This is a genomic window from Streptomyces yerevanensis, from assembly GCF_000716805.1.
Taxonomy (GTDB): Bacteria; Actinomycetota; Actinomycetes; order Streptomycetales; family Streptomycetaceae; genus Streptomyces; species Streptomyces flaveus.
The window spans coordinates 66,576-84,278 of the sequence record NZ_JNWJ01000025.1 but is presented as its reverse complement, the minus strand read 5'-3'; the positions used below and the strand labels follow the sequence as shown (position 1 = coordinate 84,278).

The window sequence follows — 17,703 nt, the reverse complement described above, 5'->3', positions numbered from 1 at the left end:
CGCCCCTTCACAGAAGGTGACGTCAGAGCAAGCCGTCCCACATCTGTTCCAGCAGCACCGACCACCAGCTCTCCGGCGAACCGAGCGCCGGCGGGTCGAGAGCGGCGAGCGCCGCCTGGAAGTCGACGGTCCAGCGGCCCGCCTGCTCCTGGTTCAGGCCGAAGCGAAGACGCCACATACGGCCGAGGAGCGCCAGGCTGCGGGCGAACTCCGGCAGCCCCGTGTTCACGAACTGCGGCGGTACGGGTGCGCCGCCCGGACCCGCCTCGACCGGTACGGCCACGATGTTCGCCGTGCCGTACTGGACGCAGATCGCCTTGCCGAAATCGCTGCCCATGACGAGGTACGAACCCGCGTCCGAAGCCGGCTGCACCCCGCGTTCCTGGGCCAGTTCGGCGAGCGTGGGGACCGGACGGCCCGGCTGGGCCTGGGCCCAGAAGAACGGGTTCATGTCCATGGGCAGCCCGGCCACGACCAGGGTGTGCGCCACGATCGGAGGTACGCCCTGCCGGGACACCGCCGCCTGGTCGAACCGGAAGACCCCCGGCCCGAACGCCGCCGCCAGCTCCTGACCGATCGCCTCCGGCGGAACCGGCGGCGCGGGCTGCACCTGCGGCAACGGCGCACGCACCGGTGCCGGCCGGGCGGGCCCGTCCGCGACCTGGTGCAACTCGCCCTGATGTGCGAGGAGTTGGGCCATGCCCTGCTGACGGCTCGCGTGATCCGTGCCGTACGGGGCGATGCTGGTGATCCTCGCCTGCGGCCAGCTCTCGCGGATCATCCGCGCACAGTACGCGCCCGGCAGCTCGCAGGACTCCAGCTCCGTGTGGAGCTCAAGCACCTGCTGCGGGGGCACGTTCATCGCGCGCAGTTCGTGCAGGATCTGCCACTCCGGGTGCGGGGTGCCCGGCGCGGAACGGCGGATGAGCTGCTGCTCTGAGCCGTCCTGCGCGCGGTAGCGGAGTACGGCCTGATAGCCGGGACCGACGGTCGGCTGGCCCTGCTGCGGGTAGCCGTACGCCGGGGGCTGCTGGCCGGGCATGGACTGGCCTGGCATGGACTGGCCGGGGGTCGGCCCGCCACCCGGGCCCGGCATGGAGGGCTGGCCCGGCATGGAGGGCTGGCCCGGCATCGGGTGACCTGGCGTCGGATGGCCTGGCATCGGGTGGCCCGGCGTCGGGTGCTGCGGCGCACCCGGCGGCATCCCCGGAGCCTGCGGCGGCGGGGGCGTAGCCGGGCCTGCGGGACCGGGACCGGACAGCACCGTCTGCTGGTGGTGGACGCCGGCGGAGGGCGTGCCGCCCGGAGGGTTCGGGGCTCCGGGGCCGCCGGGCCGGCCGTGCTGACCAGGGGCACCCGGAGCGCCGGGCGGCTTGGGCGCACCCGGGGTGCCGGGAGCGCCGGGCGGTTGAGGAGCGCCGGGGCCGGAGCCGGAGAGCATGGTCGCCTGGTGGTGGACGCCACCGGGCGGCGTACCCGGGGCACCCGGCGGAGGCGTACCCGGCGCGCCGGGCCGACCGGGGGCACCGGGCGGGCCCGGAGGCTTGGGGCCACCGGAACTGCCGCCCAAGCTGCCGCCGGGCTGGTTCGGGTCGGCGAACATCGTGGGCGCATGGTGGACGCCACCCGAGGGCGTACCGCCCGGCGGGTTGGGAGCACCGGGCGGCTGCGGCGCGCCTGGTCCCCCGGGCGCACCCGGCTGACCAGGCGCCCCTGGCCCCTCGGGCCCGTCAGGACCGACCTGCGAGACGAACTGCGTGGGCACATACCCACCGCCCCCCGAAGCACCCGGCGCACCGGGCCCGGACGGCGCAGGCGTACCCCCCGGCCGCGCCCCCGGCGTCCCGGGCGCACCCGGCGGAGGCGGCGTACTCGCGCCACCGCCACGCGCTCCACGCGGCGGCGACTGCGCCTTGCTGGTCGCGGCGTCGGCGATGTCACCGGCATGGGGCGCCAACGGCCGCCCCGGCGCACCCGAACCAGCGGGCGGCTGCGGCGGGTTGGGCCTGGCGGGCGGCTGCGGCGCATTCGGTCCGGCGGGCGGCGGCGTGCCCGGAACGGCACCGGGCCCCTGCGGATAGCCATACGCGGAACCGGGCGGCGGAGTACCGGGCGCACCCGGAGGCGGGGCTCCCTGCGCACCAGGCCCCTGCAGATAGCCGTACGACGAACCAGGCGGCGGAGTACCGGGCGCACCCGCCCCCTGGGAAGCACCCGGCGGCGGCGTACCCGGCGCACCATGCGCGCCATGCGGCGGCGCACCCGGAACCGCACCCGGCCGAGCCGCGCCCGACCCCCGCTCCTCGTCGACCGCCGGGGACACCGCCGTACGCGGAAGCTGACTGCCGCCCTGCATCAGGGCGGTCTTGGCGTCCGGCGGCGTGGGCGGCGGCGTACGGCCGTCGTCGGCGTCACTCAGCGGCGGTGCGAACACCGTCGCGGGCAGCGGCACCGAACGGTCCTCGCCCGCATCGGCATTGGTGTCGGTCCCGGCCCACGGGGTCGCCTCGGAAGACGTACCGGGACCATCACCGGAACCCGGCTCGGACCCGCCCCCGGCGGCCGGCCACGACGGAGCACCCCCGGAAGCGGAGGACCCGCCCGGCGACATCCCGGGCCGCGAACTCCCGCCCCCCGACACCCCGTTGGCGGACCCGACGTCAGCAGAGGCGGCAGCCGGACGAGCCCCCGCCCCATCGGGCGAACCCGAGGACGAACCGGATGAACCGGACGCACGGGAAGCCGAACCGGACGCAGCAGGCGAACCGGCGGAACCCGAAAGCGAACCAGCCCCCGACCCCTCCCGCCGATCCGGAATCCCCATCCGATCCGCCGCCTCCTGCAACCACTCCGGGGGAGTCAGCAGGAACGACGTCTGGTTCAGATCCACCCGCGCCGGAGGCGCCGGCGCCGGTTCAGGCGCCGCATCCGGCAACCCGTACTCCTCCTCGTACCGGCGAATCACCTCACCCACCGGCAGCGAAGGCCACAACGTGGCCTCCCCGCTGTCCCGCGCGATCACCAGCCGCTGCGCACCACCGTCGGAACGCGGCCCCTCGGCCCGGTCCTCCGCCCAGACCACGAAACCGAGCTCGAACTCCCGCACCCGCACCTCACGATGCTGATACGAGGCCACATCACCGTTGATCCACTCTTCCGCGCGCTCCTGCGCCTGCGCGAAGGTCACCATCGGACGTTCACTCCCCCACCGAAGAGACGGACACGGCTCGCGCGAAGCCGCCGTCCACCATCAGGTTCGCCACGGTCTCCAGCTCCGGCGGATTACCCGCCAGCCGGCCCAGGAACTGGTCGAAGTCATCACCGCAAGGCAGCAACAGCCGCTCCACCCGCTCCGGCGGCGGCCACGCGTCCTGGTCACGCGCGTCGTCGAACGCACAGAACCACACCGACCCCAGCCGCTCACCCTTCACCTTCACCGCGAGCAGCCCGCCCTGGACGAAGCCCACCCCCAGGTAATCCTTGGTGAGGTGGTCACGCAGGCACTTGTTGACGTACACGAGATCGTTCACGGCCGCCTCGTCGCGCACCGTGAAGAACGGCTGATCCACCAGCAGACCCAACTCGGCATCCAGCGCCGCCCCCACCGGAGCACAACCGCCCGCCGCCTTCAGGAACGAGCGATAGGCACCCGGCAGCCGGTACCCCAGATCCTCCTCGACACCCTGCACCTCCTGCTCGGACACCGCGACCGACGTCTTCGGCAACCCGAAATGCACCGGCCGCGTCTCCTGCAACGGCCGCGTACCCCTCTTGTCCTGGTCGACAGCCGCCGTCGCAAGCCCACCGTGATGCCGCAGCAAGGCCTTCACCTCGACCGGCACCAACTCAAGACGCCGCGAACCCGGCACGTGATGCCAGGTCCAGCCATGCGGAGTCGCCACCGCCGGAATGGTGTCCCACAAGTCATGCCCCGTCGCCGCCAAAGCCGCGTTCGCCGACACATAATCCGTAAGCCGCAGCTCATCGACACCGAAGCCCTCGGGCGGCTCGGCGATCTCCGCCGCCGCACGCGCATAGACCGAGAAGTCGGGATAGCCGTACTCATCGACCCGCACACCCCTGGGATGACGAGCGGCCCGGACCGGATCCGGAAAATGTACGACCTGCCCGGCATAAGCCGCGTTCGGCGGCGCGGCTTGCTGCCCGAGCCGACCTGTCGTCATGGCGGTTGCCCCCTGCGGCGTTCTGATTGGATCGCGGACGTCGACAGCCTATGCGGTTGTACGACACCGGTCACCGGGCCTCCGGTTCCGCACCGGCCCACAGGCCCGACGGCTCCGTGACCTGCCGTCACCCCGCCGTGACCGAGCGACGAAGAACAGGCGTGTCGGGTGGACTCCGCTTCCACACCAGCCACGGAGTTTGGCACTCTGTCCCCGCACCCGGGGGCTGCGACCACAACAGCCACACCGCGGGGATGGGGAGGAAACAAGATCATGAACGCCACACAGACGGGCACATCCGGTGACCCGCGGGTCGGCTGGAGCAACACCGAAAGACCCCACGCACCCGCCCTCCACCACCGCCGCGACGGCATACTCCCCACCATCGCCGCCGCCCTCTCCGTACGCGGCGCCACCCTCACCGGCACCGCCGCACGCGGCGACCAACAACCCGAACTCCACCCACTCGTACGAGACTTCCTCGACACCCTCACCAGCGCCCAACGCGACCGCTTCACCGGCCGCTGCGCCGAGACAATCCTCATCTCCCGACACCTCAGCGCAGCCGACACAGCCCGCTCCAAACGCGCCGCCCGCAAACCCATGACCAACAGCGAAGCCCGCAAAACCCTCAAAAACGCCAAACTCACCGCCCGCTACATCCGCGAAGACGGCGACCCCCTCCACGGCAACTTCGCCACACCCTGCCGCTCCTGCACCGCACTCAGCGCCCACTTCGGCGTACGCATCATCGATCCCACGGCATCACAGACGTGAGCCTTCCCACACGCACGCGCGTACGTACACGTATAAGCACCCCAGGAACACCGCACAGACGAACGTAGGACCCATGCACGCCGACCGCACCACCGCCACCACCCGCTTCCCCACACCCGTCGACCACGCACTGCGCGCCGCCGGATGGCGACCAGGCCGCTGGGACATAAAGCAGGCCGAATACTGGGCCGACGCCCTGCGCAACCACGAATCCCCCGCCGGACACCGACACGCCGTGTTCCCGGCAGCCGTCGAAGCATGGGCGGAATTCGGCGGACTCCACGTACCCGTCTCCGGACCCGGCCGACAGGTCGCCCCCTCCCCCCTCCACCTCGACCCACTGCACGGCCTCCACATGGCCCGCACCCTCGCCGACCTCGGCCGCGCCCTGGACACCGAGGTCTGCCCACTCGGCGAAGAATCCGACAGCCGCGCACTACTCGCGCTCGACGCCGAGGGACGCGTATACACGCTCGACCACACCGGCGACTGGTACCTGGGCTCCGACATCGACCAAGCCCTGACCGGACTCCTCTCGGGCATCGAACCGGTACGCCTGACGACAGGCTGAACCCGCCCGGCTCCGGGGCTCTCTCAGCCCTCCGCCGGAATCACCGCGGACACCCGGAACCCGCCCGCATCCGTCGGCCCCGACACAAACACCCCACCCAACGCGGCAACCCGCTCCTTCATACCCACCAAACCGTTCCCCCCACTCGGCAGACGCGCATCCGAAGCCGCCTCCGGCTCCGGCGGCGGCTCGTTCTCCACCTGCATCGCGATCTCCGCCGAACGATGCGCCAACCGCACATGCGTCTTCGCACCCGCCGCATGCTTATGGACGTTCGTCAACGCCTCCTGCACCACGCGATACGCGGTCTGCTCCACCTCCGGCGCATACGCACGCGAATCACCGTCGACCGACAGATCCACCGCCATACCGGCCGCCGCCGACTGCCCGAGCAACTCGTCCAAATCGGCCAGGCACGGCCCGTCGCCACCCTCGTCATCGACGACCCGAGACGCCGCCGCCGCAGCAGCCGCACCCACCGCCGCAAGCGGCACCGGCTGCGCCCGAGGCGACAGACCGTCCCCCGTACGCAACACCCCCAGCATCTCCCGCAACTCCGTCAGCGCCTGCCGGCCCATATCCCCCACCAACGCCGCGTTCCTGACCGCCTTCTCCGGATCCTTCCGCGCAACAGCCTGAAGCGCCGCCGCATGCACAACCATCAGACTCACCCGATGCGCGACCACATCGTGCATCTCACGCGCGATCCGCGTCCGCTCCTCGTTCCGCGCCCACTCAGCCCGCTCCTCCGCCCGCTCAGCCAGCAACTGCAACTCCCGCTCCAAGGAGTCAGCCCGCTCCCGCAAGCTCTCCATCAGCCGACGCCGCGCCCCCACATACAAACCAAGAAGAACCGGCGGCGCCGTCAGACCCAGCGAAGTCGTCAGCGACAAGAACGGCACAGCCCACTCACCGAACTCCACCTCGCCACGCACCACACCCTGATGCGCCCGCACATACGCGACGATCAGCACCCCGACCATCGACATCGACGCCAACGCCCCGATGATCCGCCGCGGCAACTCCGACGCCGCCAGCGTGTAAAGCCCCACGACCCCCATCAGAAAACCCATCGCGGCAGGCGTGATCGCGATCGAGACAAGAACGACAGCAATCGGCCACTTACGCCGAAACAGCAGCACGGACCCCGCCAACAGCCCGAAAACGACCCCCACCGCCTCCGGCAACCCCGCATCCCGCGCGAACGGAACCCCCTGGAACGCACACTCGACAGCGGACACCAACGCGAGCCCACCATCGAGCCACGCACTCCGCCACCGCACCCACCACCACGGCCCCGTCCCGGCCGCGGTGTGGTCTTCCCCCGTCGTGGTCATACCTCCAGCCTACGGGCGTCCACCCCACCTTTTCCGGTGACTTTCCCGCACTGGCCTACACCACATACCGCAATCGAACAGGAGCGAAAACGGCAGAAATCCCTCGAACTGGCGAACCGCACACGGTTTCGGTCCGGACGCCCCTATTCGGGCCTGAAGGTATGCCCATGGCACACGCATACGGCAAGTACGCCGACTTCGAGGGGCTGCGGGAGCAGGCGATCGCGCTGCGGCGCGAGGGCTACAGCCTTCGGCAGATCCAGGACGAGCTTCAGGTTCACAACAAGGAGATCCTCCAGCGCCTCGTAGAGGGCGAGCCGCCTCCGGAATGGACGAAGCGCCCCAGGGCCAAGGACGACCTCCGCGAGAAGGCCCGACAGCTACGACTCCAGGGCTGGACGTACAACCAGATCCAGGCCGAACTGGGCTGCTCGAAGAGCTCGGTCTCGCTATGGGTACGGGATCTGCCACACCCGGAACCCAAGTGCACGCCGGAGGAACAGCGAGCACGCATGAACGCGGGGCTCGCACGGCTGCGCGCTTCTCAGGACCGCGAGCGCGAGGAAACCAAGCGGGCGGCAGCCGCGGCGGTCGGCGAGCTCTCCGATCGCGAGCTGTTCCTCCTCGGTGTCGGCTTGTACTGGGCCGAGGGCTCCAAGGACAAGCCGTACCGGCGCGCTGAGGTCCTGCAGTTCATCAACAGCGACCCCAACATGATCAAGCTTTTCCTGCGCTGGCTGGAGTTGCTCGAAGTGTCGCGGGATCGCTTGACCCTTCGGGTCAGCATTCACGAAACCGCCGACGTGGAAGCCGCCGAGAAGTACTGGGCCGACATCGTGGGCGTCGACGTGTCCGTGTTCAGCCGAGCCACTCTGAAGAAGCACAACCCTCGAACTGTCCGCAAGAACACGAACGACGCCTACCGCGGCTGCTTGGTCATCTACGTCGCCAAGAGCGCCGAGTTGTATCGTCGCGTGGAAGGCGCCTGGTACGGCATAGTGTTGGGTGCCTACACGGCGACCTAGCCGAATGTCCGGTTTGGTCGGCTTTATTCCCCCGTGGTGTAATTGGCAGCACTGTGGCTTTTGGTGCCATCTGTCCGGGTTCGAGTCCTGGCGGGGGAGCCCTTCTCGGTTCGGGGCCTGCCCCAAGAAAACGGGGTCAGGCCCCGCTCACATTTCCCCCGCACAACGCCCCGGTATCCTGCCGATGTCCGCACCCCAAAGACATCAGACATCGCAGTCATCGAAGCCGAAGGGCAAAACCCGTGAGCGCCATTCGCCCGGCAGCCGTAGTCGTTCTTGCAGCGGGTGAGGGCACCCGTATGAAGTCGGCCACACCGAAGGTCCTGCACGACATCTGTGGCCGTTCCCTTGTGGGGCATGTGCTTGCCGCCGCGCGCGAGTTGGAGCCCGAGAACCTGGTCGTCGTCGTGGGGCACGCCCGCGAGAAAGTCACCGCGCATCTCGCCGAGGTCGATCCGGGCGTGCGTACGGCTGTGCAGGCGGAGCAGAACGGCACCGGGCATGCCGTACGGATGGGGCTGGAGGAGTTGGGCGGTGCGGTCGACGGGACCGTGGTCGTCGTCTGCGGGGACACTCCGCTGCTCAGTGGCGAGACCCTCCAGGAGCTCGCCGCGACCCACACCGCCGACGGGAATGCCGTCACCGTGCTGACCGCCGAGGTTCCGGATGCGACCGGTTACGGGCGGATCGTGCGTGACGGGGTCTCGGGGGCTGTGACGGCGATCGTCGAGCACAAGGACGCCTCCGAGTCGCAGCGTGCGATCCGTGAGATCAACTCGGGTGTGTTCGCCTTCGATGGCCGGCTGCTCGCGGATGCGCTGGGCAAGGTGCGTACGGACAACAGTCAGGGTGAGGAGTACCTCACGGATGTCCTTGGCATTCTGCGTGAGGCTGGGCATCGGGTGGGGGCTTCGGTGGCCGGTGATCATCGTGAGATCGCGGGGATCAACAACCGTGTGCAGTTGGCTCAGGCGCGCCGGATTCTGAACGACCGGCTTCTGGAGCGGGCGATGCTGGCCGGTGTGTCGGTGGTTGATCCGGCGTCGACGTGGGTCGATGTGACGGTGACGTTCGAGCAGGACGCGATCGTGCATCCGGGGACGCAGCTTCACGGTGCCACGCATCTGGGCGAGGGTGCGGAGGTCGGTCCCAACTGTCGTCTGAAGGACACGACGGTTGGTGCGGGTGCTCGGGTGGACAACACGGTGGCGGATGGTGCCGAGGTGGGGCCGGAGGCGAGTGTGGGGCCGTTTGCGTATCTGCGTCCGGGTACTCGGCTGGGGTTGAAGTCGAAGGTGGGGACGTACGTCGAGACGAAGAACGCGTCGATCGGTGAGGGGACGAAGGTTCCGCATCTGTCCTACGTGGGTGATGCGACGATCGGCGAGTACTCCAATATCGGTGCGGCAAGCGTCTTCGTGAACTACGACGGTGAGGCCAAGCACCACACCACTGTGGGTTCACATTGCAAGACGGGTTCGGACAATATGTTTGTGGCGCCTGTCACGGTTGGGGATGGTGCGTACACGGCGGCGGGTTCGGTGATCACGAAGGATGTGCCGCCGGGTTCGTTGGCTGTGGCCCGTGGCCAGCAGCGGAATATTGAGGGTTGGGTGGCTCGGAAGCGTCCGGGGAGCGCGGCTGCGAAGGCGGCGGAGGCGGCTTCTCGGGAGGCTGAGGGCGAGAGCTGACCGGAATTCGGCGCGTCTGTGACGGCGTACCGTGATAGGTGCACATCCGCATACCCAGCTGTGGTCACTGTTTGACGGCCGGCTGAGACACCTCTGAGGAGACAGTGCTGTGACCGGGATCAAGACGACCGGCGAGAAGAAGTTGATGTTCTTCTCCGGCCGCGCCCACCCCGAGCTTGCCGAGGAGGTCGCCGAGCAGCTGGGTGTCGGGGTTGTTCCGACGAAGGCCTTTGACTTCGCGAACGGTGAGATCTATGTCCGTTACGAGGAGTCGGCGCGTGGTGCGGACTGCTTTGTGATTCAGAGCCATACGGCTCCGATCAATCAGTGGATCATGGAGCAGTTGATCATGATTGATGCGCTGAAGCGGGCTTCCGCTCGGAGCATCACGGTGATTGTGCCGTTCTATGGTTACGCCCGTCAGGACAAGAAGCACCGGGGGCGTGAACCGATTTCGGCGCGTTTGGTCGCGGACATGATGAAGACGGCGGGTGCGGACCGGATCCTGACGGTCGATCTGCACACGGACCAGATTCAGGGCTTCTTCGACGGTCCGGTGGATCATCTCTTCGCGCTGCCGCTGCTCGCGGACTATGTGGGCAAGAAGGTGGATCGCGCGAAGCTGACGGTGGTTTCGCCGGATGCGGGTCGGGTGCGGGTGGCGGATCGCTGGTGTGATCGTCTGGGTGCTCCGCTGGCGATTGTGCACAAGCGTCGTGACAAGGATGTGGCGAATCAGGTCACGGTGCACGAGGTGGTCGGTGATGTCGAGGGCCGGGTGTGTGTGCTGGTCGACGACATGATCGACACGGGTGGCACGATCTGCGCTGCGGCGGACGCGTTGTTCGCGCATGGTGCGGAGGATGTGATCGTGACGGCGACGCATGGGGTGTTGTCGGGTCCGGCCGGGGATCGGCTGAAGAACTCGAGGGTCAGTGAGTTCATTTTCACGAACACGCTGCCGACGCCGGGTGAGTTGCAGCTCGACAAGATCAGGGTGTTGTCGATCGCGCCGACGATCGCGAGTGCGGTGCGTGAGGTGTTCGAGGACGGTTCGGTGACGAGCCTGTTCGACGACCAGTAGACCGGATCGAGTTGCCGGGTTGAGTAGCCGGTTTCGGGTCTGAAGATCGATTTCTGGTACGGCCTTCCTGCCGCGTAAGCTGTCACAGTTGCTCGGCGAGGGAGGCCGTACGGCGTTGTGAAGGCGCTGGTACGGCGGTCCGTAATCGACGCGCTCTTCGTAGCAGGCCGTTGTTTGGCCGGGTGACTCCGTTTCCCCTTTTCTACGAGGAGTGATGAGCATGGCCGAGGTGAAGCTCGCTGCCGAGCCCCGTACCGAGTTCGGCAAGGGTGCGGCGCGTCGTATCCGCCGTGAGAGCAAGGTTCCCGGTGTGCTGTACGGCCACGGTGGCGACCCGGTTCATGTGACGCTGCCGGGTCACGATCTGCTGTTGGCGCTGCGTACGCCGAACGTTCTGCTGGCTCTTGAGATCGAGGGCAAGAAGCAGCTGGCGATTCCGAAGGCCGTTCAGCGTGATGCGATCAAGGGTTTCCTGGAGCACGTGGACCTGCTGCTTGTGCGTAGTGGCGAGAAGGTCAATGTCGAGATCTACGTGCACACCGAGGGCGACCTGGCTCCGGGTGCCTTCCTTGTCGAGCACGTGCTGAACGCGCTGCCGGTCGAGGCGGAGGCCACGCACATTCCGGAGTCGGTGACTGTGTCCATCGAGGGCCTGGCTGCCGGTGACTCGATTCTGGCGAAGGACGTCCCGCTGCCGGAGGGTACGACGCTGGCGATCGACGAGGACGCGGTTGTTCTCCAGGTTCTGGCCGCGCAGGCGGAGGAGCCGACGGAGGAGGGCGAGGGCGAGGCTGCTTCTGCGGAGGCCTGATCCTGCACTGTCGTCGTTTTGCCGGCCGCCGTTCCTCCGGGAGCGGCGGTCGGCGCGTATGAAGGAGACATGGACGTGACGAGCGACGCCGGCGCCCCTTGGTTGGTGGTGGGGCTGGGTAATCCGGGGCCCGAGTATGCGATGAACCGGCACAACGTGGGGTTCATGGTGGCTGATCTGCTGGCTGAGCGGGTCGGGGGGAAGTTCAAGCGGGCCGGGAAGGCGCAGACTCTGGTGGTGGAGGGGCGGATTGGGCCGCCGGGGCCGGGCAGTCGGCGGGTGGTGGTGGCCAAGCCGATGTCGTACATGAATCTGTCGGGTGGTCCGGTGAACGCTCTGCGGGATTTCTACAAGGTGCCGGTCGCGAATATCGTTGCTGTTCATGACGAGTTGGACATCGACTATGGCGTGCTGCGGTTGAAGCTGGGTGGTGGCGACAACGGTCATAACGGGCTGAAGTCGATGACGAAGGTGATGGGTTCGGATTATCACCGGGTGCGGTTCGGTATCGGGCGGCCTCCGGGGCGTATGCAGGTCGCGGATTTCGTGTTGAAGGACTTCGCGGCTGCGGAGCGCAAGGAGCTGGGTTACTTCGTGGATCGGGCGGCCGATGCGGTGGAGTGTCTGGTGATTGATGGGCTGGAGCGGGCGCAGAGTACGTACAACTCCTGACTTGTCCGCCAGTGTGAGCTAGTCGGAGTTGACCGAGTGCTGGGCCATGGCCAAGGATCGCGGCCATGTCTGCCCTTACCTCTCGCCCGAGCGCGGGTACTGCGCTGCGGTTCGGGCGGCTCGCGGCGATGGGGACCGTCGCGGTGCTTCTGTTGATCGCCGGTGTCTGGGCCTCGTGGGGTACCGCGCAGCATGTGATGCTCACCAAGGGGCGTGAGCAGGGCACGATGACGGTCACTCGGTGTGGGGATGATCGCTGTACGGGGTCGTATGCGCCGGTGTCGGCGGGGTCCACTGCGCGTGAGCGGGTCACGATCTCGAGCACGGTTGTGGCGAAGAAGGGCGAGACGTACGCGGTGGTGGTGAAGCCGGGGAGCGATGAGGTGGTGCGTGCGGGGCCTGGTGGGCTGCTGTACGCGTGGGTGCCGCTCGGCGGTGCGTTGCTTCTTGCTTCGCTGGTGGTGGCGGGTGGGCTGCGGCTGCCACGACTTGCGTGGGCGTTGGGTGGGGCGGGGTTGACGTTGCTGACGGCGGCGTTTGTCGCTCTGTGAGGGTTTTCGCCCCCGCCGCCCTTACCCGTCCCGTACCAAGGGGCTCCGCCCCTGGACCCCGCTGGGGGCTGCGCCCCCAGACCCCCGCATCGGCCTGAACGGCCTCGTCCTCAAACGCCGGACGGGCTGAAAATCAGCCCGTCCGGCGTTCGTGGCCTCACCCCGTGTTGCGCAAGCCCGCCGCCACGCCGTTCACCGTCAGCAGCAGTGCCCGTGACAGGAGTGGGTCCGGGTCCGCGCCGGAGGCGGCGGCGTCGCGTTGGCGCTTCAGGAGGGCGACCTGGAGGTAGGAGATGGGGTCCAGGTAGGCGTCTCGGATGGTGAAGGTCTGCTTGAGGACCGGCTGGGCGTCCAGGAGTTCCTGTTCGCCGGTGATTCGCAGGACCTCGCGGAGGGTCAGCTCGTGTTCGGCTTCGATCGTCTCGAAGACGTGCTTGAGGTCGTCGGGGACGAGGGTGTCCACGTAGTGGCGGGCGATCCGCAGGTCCGTCTTGGCGAGGGTCATCTCGACGTTGGAGACGAAGTTGCGGAAGAAGTGCCACTGTTCGTGCATTTCCTCCAGGACGCTGTCGAGGCCGGCCTCGCGCAGGGCCTTCAGGCCGGAGCCGACGCCGAACCAGCCCGGCACGATCTGTCGGGACTGGGTCCAGCCGAACACCCACGGGATGGCGCGCAGTCCGTCGAGGCCCGCGCCGGAGTCGGGCCGTCGTGAGGGCCGGGAGCCGAGGTGCAGGTCGGCGAGTTGGTCGACGGGGGTGGAGGCGAAGAAGTACGCGGGAAGGTCCGGGTCCTCGACCAGGCGGCGGTATGCGGCATGGGCGGCGTCCGACACCACGTCCATCGCGGCGTCCCAGCGTGCCAGTGCCTCGCTGGGCTGGCGGGGGGCCGTGTGGAGGGCGGAGGCTTGGAGGGTGGCAGCTACGGACAGTTCCAGGTTCTCCCGGGCGAGCGCGGGGATCAGGTACTTGTCGGAGATGACCTCGCCCTGTTCGGTGACCTTGATCTCGCCTTCGAGGGTGCCCCAGGGCTGGGCGAGGATCGCGTCGTGGGTGGGGCCGCCGCCGCGGCCGACGGTGCCGCCGCGGCCGTGGAAGAGGCGGAGGCGTACGCCGTAGCGGTGGGCGACGTCGCGCAGCCGTCGCTGGGCGCGGTGGATCTCCCACTGGGAGGTGGTGATGCCGCCGAACTTGGACGAGTCGGAGTACCCGAGCATGACCTCCTGGACGTCGCCCCTGAGTGCCACGAGCCGCCGGTAGGAGGGGTCGGCGAGCATGCCTTCGAGGATGGTGTCGGCCGCGCGCAGCTCGTCGGTCGTCTCGAGGAGGGGCACGATGCCGATCTTCGCCCAGCCGGCGTGCAGGTCCATCAGTCCGGCCTCGCGGGCGAGGACGGCTGCGGCGAACACGTCGTCGGCGCCCTGGCACATGGAGATGATGTACGACTCGATGACCTCGGGTCCGAAGACCTCGAGGGCCCGCTTGACCGTTCCGAACACCCCGAGGGTCTTCTGTCCGGCGGCGTCCAGGGGGGCCGGGGTCGGTGCGAGGGGCCTGCGGGAGCGCAGTTCCTTGGCGAGCAGCTTGTGCCGGTACTCGCGCGGCATGTCCTCGTAGCGCCAGGATTCCTCGCCGAGCCGGTCGAGGAGCTGGCCGAGGGCGTAGTGGTGGGCGTCGGCGTGTTCGCGTACGTCCATGGTGGCGAGCTGGAGGCCGAAGGCGGCGAGGGTGCGGATGGTGCGGTTCATGCGGCCGTCGGCGAAGAGGGCTCCGCGGTGTTCGCGCAGGGAGGTCTGGATGAGTGTGAGGTCGCGCAGGAGCTCGGAGGTGCCGAGGTAGTCGCGGCCTTCGTCGTGCGGGGTGCCCTTGGCGAGGCGCTGCTTGGTGTTCTCCAGCTTCTGCCGGATGCAGGTGGCCTTGAGGCGGTAGGGCTCTTCGGCGTTGAGGCGCTTGTAGCGGGGGCTGATCTCGGGGAGGTTCGCCAGGTCGGTCTGGAGGGAGTCCAGCAGTTCCTGGGTGGCGCCGGAGTAGCGGATGGAGTTGGAGAGGAAGCCGCGGAGTTCGTCGATCACCTCCAGGGCGTCGTTGATGCCGTGTTCGTGCTGGAGGATCAGTACGTCCCAGGTCACCTGGGGGGTGACGTTGGGGTTGCCGTCGCGGTCGCCGCCGATCCAGGTGCCGAAGGTGAGCGGGCGGGTTTCGTCGGGGAGGACGACGCCGACGCGTTCGAGTTCGGCGGTGAGGTCCTCGAGGACGTCGCCGACGGCGCCGGCGTGGAGTTCGTCGAGGTAGTAGATCGCGTTGCGGGCCTCGTCGGCGGGCTCGGGGCGTACGACGCGCAGTTCGTCGGTCTGCCAGACGAGGTCGATGTTCTCGGCGAGACGGGTGTCGTAGCGGCGGCGGTCCGCTTCGATGACGGGTGTCTCGAGGAGGGCGGCGATCCGGCGCAGCTTGTTGAGGACGGAGCGGCGGGCGGCCTCGGTGGGGTGGGCGGTGAAGACGGGGCGAACGTTCAGGTTCCGTACGGTCGCGCGCAGGTGCTCGGGGTCGGCGTCCTTGAGCCGGTCTGCGGTACGGGCGAGGAGTCCGCCCTCGGCGGCCCGCCTGACGCGCAGCTCGCGGCCTCGGTGTACCTGTTCGGTGACGTTCGCCAGGTGGAAGTACGTGGAGAAGGCGCGGACCAGCTTGGCGGCGGTCTCCAGTTCGGTGCCGCGCAGCAGCTCGGCGGCGGCTTCGCCGTTCTCGCGGGTGAGGCGGCGCACCCTTTCGACCAGTTCGAGGAGCTCGGGGCCCTCCTGGCGTACGAGGGTCTCGCCCAGCAGGTCGCCCAGGCGGCGGATGTCGGCGCGCAGCTCACTGCTGGTCGTGGTGGTCTGGTCGTCGGCACTGCTCACAGGTGCGGCTCCTTGCAGTGGTGAAGGACGTCTGAGGCTCGGCTGAGTGAGGACCCCCTGGAACCCGTCGGCCTGCGGCGGCGGGCGCCGCATAGCAAGAGGGCATCAGGGAAGTTAAGAAACAGAGCGGACCGCGCTGTCCGACCGATTCCAGGATAGGTCTCGATACGGAGGCGCAGACTCTCGGCCTCTTGCCGCCGGGCTGGGCGCTGCCATACTTACGACGCCGTAGGTTACGGAACCGTAGGCATGACATACGCACCCGTAGGCCCGTACATCCGGCATCGTCTCAATCCACGAACCCCACAGGGGACGCCCCATGACCACAAGCTCCGATGTGATCGACGACGCCCCGAAGGCGAACAACGACTCCTCGATCCCCTCTGCCACGCTGGGCGGGGAGCAGAAGCGCTCGATCGAGCAGATCACGCTCCTCCTCTTCATCACCGTCCCGTTCCTCGCGCTGCTCGCGGCCGTGCCCCTGGCCTGGGGCTGGGGAGTGAGCTGGCTGGACCTCGGCCTGCTGGTGTTCTTCTACTACCTCGGCTGCCACGGCATCACCATCGGTTTCCACCGCTACTTCACGCACGGCTCCTTCAAGGCCAAGCGCCCGCTGCGGATCGCACTCGCGATCATGGGCTCGATGGCGGTGGAGGGCCCGCTGGTCCGCTGGGTCGCCGACCACCGCAAGCATCACAAGTTCTCCGACGCCGAGGGCGATCCGCATTCGCCGTGGCGCTTCGGCGAGACCGTTCCGGCTCTGATGAAGGGTTTGTGGTGGGCGCACATCGGCTGGATGTTCGACGAGGAGCAGACGCCGCAGGAGAAGTACGCGCCGGATCTGATCAAGGACGGGGCGATTCGTGCGATCTCCCGCCAGTTCATCTTCTGGACGATGCTCTCCCTGGCCATCCCGCCGCTGGTCGGCGGCCTGGTCACGATGTCCTGGTGGGGCGCGTTCACGGCGTTCTTCTGGGGCTCACTCGTTCGCGTGGCGCTGTTGCATCACGTCACCTGGTCGATCAACTCGATCTGTCACGCGGTGGGCAAACGTCCCTTCAAGTCGCGTGACCGTTCGGGCAACGTGTGGTGGCTGGCCGTACTGTCCTGCGGCGAGTCCTGGCACAACCTGCACCACGCCGATCCGACGTCCGCCCGGCACGGTGTGGAGCGCGGTCAGCTGGACTCCTCGGCGCGGATCATCCGCTGGTTCGAGCAGCTCGGCTGGGCGTACGACGTGCGCTGGCCGTCACGCTCGCGTATCGATTCGCGCCGGGACCCGGAGGCGAAGCGCTCCCGAGGTAAGCAGGAGACCGCCGAGGCGGCATGATTGACGGCGTGGCCGACTCCAGCACACCCAGCAACGAAAAGCCGCGGCGAGCGCGCCGGACCCGGATGACGGGGGCGGAGCGACGCCAGCAGCTCCTGGAGATCGGCCGCACGCTCTTCGCCACCAAGGGCTTCGAGGGCACGTCGGTGGAGGAGATAGCGGCGAAGGCCGGGGTCTCCAAGCCGGTGGTGTACGAGCACTTCGGCGGCAAGGAGGGTCTGTACGCGGTGGTGGTGGACCGTGAGATGCGGTGCCTGCTGGACATGGTGACCAGCTCGCTCACGGCCGGCCATCCCCGCGAACTGTGCGAGCAGGCGGCGTTCGCGCTGCTCGACTACATCGAGGAGTACACGGACGGGTTCCGCATCCTCGTCCGTGACTCCCCCATCCCCCAGTCCACGGGTTCCTTCGCCTCGCTGATCTCCGACATCGCGACACAGGTCGAGGACATCCTGGGCCGCGAGTTCAAGAGCCGCGGCTTCGACCCGAAGCTCGCGCCGCTGTACGCCCAGGCCCTGGTCGGCATGGTCGCCCTGACCGGCCAGTGGTGGCTGGACGTACGGCGCCCGAAGAAGGCCGAGGTGGCGGCCCACCTGGTGAATCTGGCCTGGCACGGGCTTGACGGACTGGAGGCGAAGCCGCGCCTCATCGGGCACCGCAAAAGCTGAGCGCTCCGCTGGGTTTGGCGGTTCGAAGCTGCGGGTTCGTTGTGGCTGGTCGCGCCCGCGCGGCGGAGCCGCATAGTGATACAGCCCCGCGCCCCTGAGAAGAGGGGCCTGC

Annotated in this window: 14 protein-coding genes and 1 tRNA gene; 11 read left to right on the top strand and 4 right to left on the bottom strand. The window is 68.5% G+C overall.

The window, feature by feature from the left end; translation table 11 throughout:
- Nucleotides 1-22: 22 nt before the first annotated feature.
- Nucleotides 23-3,190, bottom strand: a complete 3,168-nt coding sequence (locus OP79_RS52115) for an SUKH-4 family immunity protein (RefSeq protein ID WP_078492003.1) — start codon at nt 3,188-3,190, stop codon at nt 23-25.
- 7 nt (nt 3,191-3,197) lie between these two features.
- The gene (locus tag OP79_RS25235; RefSeq protein WP_078492002.1) at nt 3,198-4,184 is read right to left on the bottom strand and encodes an SMI1/KNR4 family protein; all 987 of its coding nucleotides are present in this window, start codon (nt 4,182-4,184) and stop codon (nt 3,198-3,200) included.
- 273 nt (nt 4,185-4,457) lie between these two features.
- Here OP79_RS25235 and OP79_RS25230 point away from each other — a divergent pair, with 273 nt between their 5' ends.
- Nucleotides 4,458-4,961: a YwqJ-related putative deaminase gene (locus OP79_RS25230; protein WP_033323119.1), complete on the top strand. Its 504-nt coding sequence runs from the start codon at nt 4,458-4,460 to the stop codon at nt 4,959-4,961.
- Nucleotides 4,962-5,034: 73 nt separating this feature from the next.
- Complete coding sequence (locus OP79_RS25225) at nt 5,035-5,532, top strand: SUKH-3 domain-containing protein (protein WP_033323117.1); 498 nt, start codon at nt 5,035-5,037, stop codon at nt 5,530-5,532.
- Nucleotides 5,533-5,555: 23 nt separating this feature from the next.
- Here OP79_RS25225 and OP79_RS25220 read toward each other — a convergent pair whose 3' ends face one another.
- Nucleotides 5,556-6,869, bottom strand: a complete 1,314-nt coding sequence (locus tag OP79_RS25220; protein WP_033323115.1) for a sensor histidine kinase — start codon at nt 6,867-6,869, stop codon at nt 5,556-5,558.
- 167 nt (nt 6,870-7,036) lie between these two features.
- On the opposite strand from OP79_RS25220, the gene OP79_RS25215 reads away from it, so the two are divergent.
- The 7 genes from OP79_RS25215 (at nt 7,037) to OP79_RS25185 (ending at nt 12,703) form a co-directional block, all read left to right on the top strand.
- Nucleotides 7,037-7,894, top strand: coding sequence for a hypothetical protein (locus tag OP79_RS25215; RefSeq protein WP_033323113.1), 858 nt, complete (start codon nt 7,037-7,039; stop codon nt 7,892-7,894).
- Between the two features lie 27 nt (nt 7,895-7,921).
- A tRNA-Gln gene (locus OP79_RS25210) sits at nt 7,922-7,993 on the top strand.
- 143 nt (nt 7,994-8,136) lie between these two features.
- Entirely contained in the window at nt 8,137-9,585 is a 1,449-nt protein-coding gene (gene glmU / locus OP79_RS25205; protein ID WP_078492001.1) for a bifunctional UDP-N-acetylglucosamine diphosphorylase/glucosamine-1-phosphate N-acetyltransferase GlmU, read from the top strand.
- A 109-nt stretch (nt 9,586-9,694) separates the two neighbouring features.
- Entirely contained in the window at nt 9,695-10,669 is a 975-nt protein-coding gene (locus OP79_RS25200) for a ribose-phosphate diphosphokinase (protein WP_033323110.1), read from the top strand.
- Nucleotides 10,670-10,889: 220 nt separating this feature from the next.
- Nucleotides 10,890-11,480 carry a 50S ribosomal protein L25/general stress protein Ctc gene (locus OP79_RS25195; RefSeq protein WP_033323108.1) on the top strand — a complete coding sequence of 197 codons (591 nt, stop codon included), beginning with the start codon at nt 10,890-10,892 and terminating at the stop codon, nt 11,478-11,480.
- Nucleotides 11,481-11,549: 69 nt separating this feature from the next.
- A complete protein-coding gene (pth, locus tag OP79_RS25190) occupies nt 11,550-12,152 on the top strand; it encodes an aminoacyl-tRNA hydrolase (RefSeq protein ID WP_033323106.1) in 603 nt (200 codons plus the stop codon).
- A gap of 65 nt (nt 12,153-12,217) precedes the next feature.
- A complete protein-coding gene (locus OP79_RS25185) occupies nt 12,218-12,703 on the top strand; it encodes a hypothetical protein (protein ID WP_033323105.1) in 486 nt (161 codons plus the stop codon).
- 157 nt (nt 12,704-12,860) lie between these two features.
- On the opposite strand, the gene ppc is transcribed toward OP79_RS25185, so the two are convergent.
- Complete coding sequence (gene ppc, locus OP79_RS25180) at nt 12,861-15,593, bottom strand: phosphoenolpyruvate carboxylase (RefSeq protein WP_033323103.1); 2,733 nt, start codon at nt 15,591-15,593, stop codon at nt 12,861-12,863.
- 319 nt (nt 15,594-15,912) lie between these two features.
- Here ppc and OP79_RS25175 point away from each other — a divergent pair, with 319 nt between their 5' ends.
- Nucleotides 15,913-16,923, top strand: a complete 1,011-nt coding sequence (locus tag OP79_RS25175; protein WP_033323102.1) for an acyl-CoA desaturase — start codon at nt 15,913-15,915, stop codon at nt 16,921-16,923.
- Complete coding sequence (locus OP79_RS25170) at nt 16,920-17,591, top strand: TetR/AcrR family transcriptional regulator (protein WP_033323101.1); 672 nt, start codon at nt 16,920-16,922, stop codon at nt 17,589-17,591. Before OP79_RS25175 ends, OP79_RS25170 begins: the two co-directional genes overlap by 4 nt.
- Nucleotides 17,592-17,703 lie beyond the last annotated feature (112 nt).

Bases quoted from the DNA above. Each gene is read 5' to 3' on its own strand.
- OP79_RS25175 (WP_033323102.1), top strand. From the start codon at position 15,913: ATGACCACAAGCTCCGATGTGATCGACGACGCCCCGAAGGCGAACAAC.
- OP79_RS25230 (WP_033323119.1), top strand. From the start codon at position 4,458: ATGAACGCCACACAGACGGGCACATCCGGTGACCCGCGGGTCGGCTGG.
- OP79_RS52115 (WP_078492003.1), bottom strand. From the start codon at position 3,190: ATGGTGACCTTCGCGCAGGCGCAGGAGCGCGCGGAAGAGTGGATCAAC.
- OP79_RS25235 (WP_078492002.1), bottom strand. From the start codon at position 4,184: ATGACGACAGGTCGGCTCGGGCAGCAAGCCGCGCCGCCGAACGCGGCT.
- OP79_RS25185 (WP_033323105.1), top strand. From the start codon at position 12,218: ATGTCTGCCCTTACCTCTCGCCCGAGCGCGGGTACTGCGCTGCGGTTC.
- OP79_RS25225 (WP_033323117.1), top strand. From the start codon at position 5,035: ATGCACGCCGACCGCACCACCGCCACCACCCGCTTCCCCACACCCGTC.
- OP79_RS25220 (WP_033323115.1), bottom strand. From the start codon at position 6,869: ATGACCACGACGGGGGAAGACCACACCGCGGCCGGGACGGGGCCGTGG.
- pth (WP_033323106.1), top strand. From the start codon at position 11,550: ATGGACGTGACGAGCGACGCCGGCGCCCCTTGGTTGGTGGTGGGGCTG.
- OP79_RS25195 (WP_033323108.1), top strand. From the start codon at position 10,890: ATGGCCGAGGTGAAGCTCGCTGCCGAGCCCCGTACCGAGTTCGGCAAG.
- OP79_RS25170 (WP_033323101.1), top strand. From the start codon at position 16,920: ATGATTGACGGCGTGGCCGACTCCAGCACACCCAGCAACGAAAAGCCG.
- OP79_RS25215 (WP_033323113.1), top strand. From the start codon at position 7,037: ATGGCACACGCATACGGCAAGTACGCCGACTTCGAGGGGCTGCGGGAG.